Raw genomic sequence first — 2,783 nt, 5'->3', positions numbered from 1 at the left:
TTAGACCCGTCGGTTTTACTTCCATCTTATTTGAAGAGAGGGCGGCCTATGGGCCGCCCCCAATTCTCCCTCCAATTGATTACTGCCTCAGTAGCGTTAATACGTTCTGTGGTAATGTATTAGCCTGAGCTAATACCGAGATACCAGCCTGCTGCAAGATCTGCGCTTTTGTTATATTCGCAGTCTCAGCCGCGAAGTCGGCATCCATAATCCGTGAGTGAGCGGCTGTAATGTTCTCCAAAACGTTTGACAGGTTAGCCGTTGTGGATTGGAACCTGTTAAGAACAGCACCAAGGTCTGCTCTCATGTTCGAGATAACATTAAGGGCCGAGTCGATTCTCTTCATCGTGTTGTTAGCGCCAGTAACCGTCTTAACATCGATATTGCTAAGAGTCTGGGCATCTTTCGTAATCGTAGTAGCGCCAGCACCAAAGCCGAGCTTATTGGAAGCGTCACCGGTGATCTTAATGTCGTCGCTTGAGCTGAGCTCGATGAACCCGTGTGTCGTAGAGTCAGCGTTAAATGCAGCGGTAGCACCAGCAGTAACGGTTACATCAACGCCGATATCCCTACCATCAGCAGCGGTAAGCTCGATATACGTGCCGTTAAGCGCAGCACCAACGCCGGTCTGGCTTGAGTACATGTTGATCCTATCGATCAACTGCTGTTGGGTAAGACCCTCTGTTGCAAATGCAGCGGTAGCGGTATAGTTAAACACCGTTACACCGTTGATATCAAGCTTGTAAGCATCAGCTGCGGCTGCAAAGTCAATACCTTTGTTGGCAACGTTTGAGGTTGTCGTGCCCGTAACGGCGGTAGCTGTTACGCCTGAAACACCACTCGCATTGATAGCGTTTGCTACTGACCATGCGCTAGAGGTGGTCTGGCCGGCGCCACCTGCAACGGTCGCGATAATTTTATTATCATTGATCTGGATGTTATCGCCACCTACGATAGCCGCACTGGTAGCAGCAGTTGCAGTACTATCAGCGATCTGACCGATCTGACCTGCCTTTAAGCCCTGTGCAAGCGCAACGCTAATTGTCTGGCCGGCATTGGCGCCAACCTGGAATGCTTTGCTTCCCAGCGTACCATCAAGCAATGTCTGGTTGTTAAACTGGGTCTGCGTTGCAATCCTATCGACCTCAGCGACGAGCTGCTGAACCTCTTTGTCGGTCGCACCACGGTCAAGAGCGGTGTTGGAAGCGTTCGCTGACTGGACGGCTAGCTCTCTAATCCTCTGGAGAGCATTGGTCATCTCATCGATAGCACCCTCAGCGGTCTGTACAAGTGAAACCGCATCGTTTGCATTACGAACGGCCTGGGTAAGACCCTTCATCTGCGAGTTCATCCTCACAGCGATAGCAAGACCAGCTGCATCGTCTTTTGCTGAGTTGATTCTCATACCTGAAGAGAGTCTCTGCATAGCAGTCTGGAGCGGCATGAGGGTCTTGCTGAGGTTTCTTTGAGCATTCAGGGACTGAATGTTCGTGTTGATTACTAATGGCATTTTTCAATTCCTCCTTGAGTTTTCGAGTTTCCGATCTTATGATCTTCAACCCATCTGTCTTAGGCATCCTTGCCTTAGGTTTCTTATCATGGAAAGCCTACCTTATCCGGCCGGTTTAAGGGAAAGCCTTCCACAACAAAAATGGCCTTACGGTAGGTATCGTCAGGCCATTAGCTTTTCTGCACAGGATTTGAGAAAATTCTTAAGAATTATGGGTCTTGTTTTGAAGGTTTCTCGGGAAGTAGTTCACCTATGTTTTGAAGAGCCGCTTCTGAGGTTGATGCGGCAAGACTGTTCTCTTCGAGAATAGATTTATAGATCTCCGCGCGATGCACCGGGATGTCTTTTGGGGCTTTGATCCCGATCTTTACATGATCATCTTTGATCTCTACTACGAAGATTTCTATATCTGTTCCTATATGTATACTCTCGTTAAGTTTCCTGGTAAGAACCAGCATTGCATCTCCTAATATTTATGAAACAATTAACTAAGATCTGTTGAACAAACGGTGCTTGGTCGTATAGTCCTCGCTAGACAAGATAACCTGTTTTGCCGTGTTATTTCTAGTGTTAATGATAACCGGCGCCTTAAGATTAGCAGTCATCTTCTTCGGATCTTTCGGAATAGTCAGTATCGACAGCATAACCCAGCCTTCGTCGGAGCTGTCTTCGGCTCCTCCGGCTACCTCGAGTTTCTCCAGGTCAATCTCATTTACGGTCGGCTTGTAATTCTCAAAAAACAGCCATGGATCGGTCACGACAAATGCAACGTCCGGTGCGTCCACGGACTGAAGCCAGGCAAAGGGACTATCCTCTTTGTGAGGAATAAGGATGAACCGCTCCGTTTCTGGAAATCCGGGGATTTCATCGACGAAACGAATTACGTTCGCCTCATCGATTTCGACTTGACCAAACCTCGTAGTCGTAAATTGAATCCTCTTTGTACTCGTTCTTTCAGCAAGTTTTACCATAATGCTCCGGAAGCCCCCGCAGGCTATACCTCGTGCCTGTTTGCTTCCTTCTCTCCTTTGCTCGTTTAATAGTAACCCTAACAAAGTGCTTTTAAAACACTCTAGTTATTGGTTTAAGAACCTTTACTTACATAACGCTAGATAGCGCTACCTCAAGAAATCAATGAGCGATTTTTGCAGCGCCGTGCTGCCGGCCATTAAAGCCGCCTGATATACGTTCTCATCCATCTTGAGCCTTGTGATGACTTCTGCCAAATCGGCATCTTCTACACCGCTAAGGGCTTTTGTCAGGCCGAGTTTAT

3 protein-coding genes are annotated in these 2,783 nt (G+C 47.8%); all 3 read right to left on the bottom strand.

From position 1 onward, the window contains the following. Positions 1 to 79: 79 nt before the first annotated feature. Entirely contained in the window at positions 80 to 1,510 is a 1,431-nt protein-coding gene (locus COY37_RS04685; protein WP_286976422.1) for a flagellin N-terminal helical domain-containing protein, read from the bottom strand. Positions 1,511 to 1,719: 209 nt separating this feature from the next. Continuing rightward, positions 1,720 to 1,968, bottom strand: a complete 249-nt coding sequence (gene csrA / locus COY37_RS04680) for a carbon storage regulator CsrA (protein ID WP_286976420.1) — start codon at positions 1,966 to 1,968, stop codon at positions 1,720 to 1,722. 30 nt (positions 1,969 to 1,998) lie between these two features. Next, positions 1,999 to 2,481 (bottom strand): flagellar assembly protein FliW, encoded by a 483-nt coding sequence (gene fliW / locus COY37_RS04675; RefSeq protein ID WP_286976418.1) that lies wholly within the window; start codon positions 2,479 to 2,481, stop codon positions 1,999 to 2,001. Positions 2,482 to 2,783 lie beyond the last annotated feature (302 nt).

Source organism: Candidatus Aquicultor secundus, assembly GCF_002791875.1.
GTDB lineage: Bacteria > Actinomycetota > Aquicultoria > Aquicultorales > Aquicultoraceae > Aquicultor_A > Aquicultor_A secundus.
The sequence above is the reverse complement of the archived record's forward strand: the minus strand, read 5'-3'. Positions and strand labels throughout refer to the sequence as shown.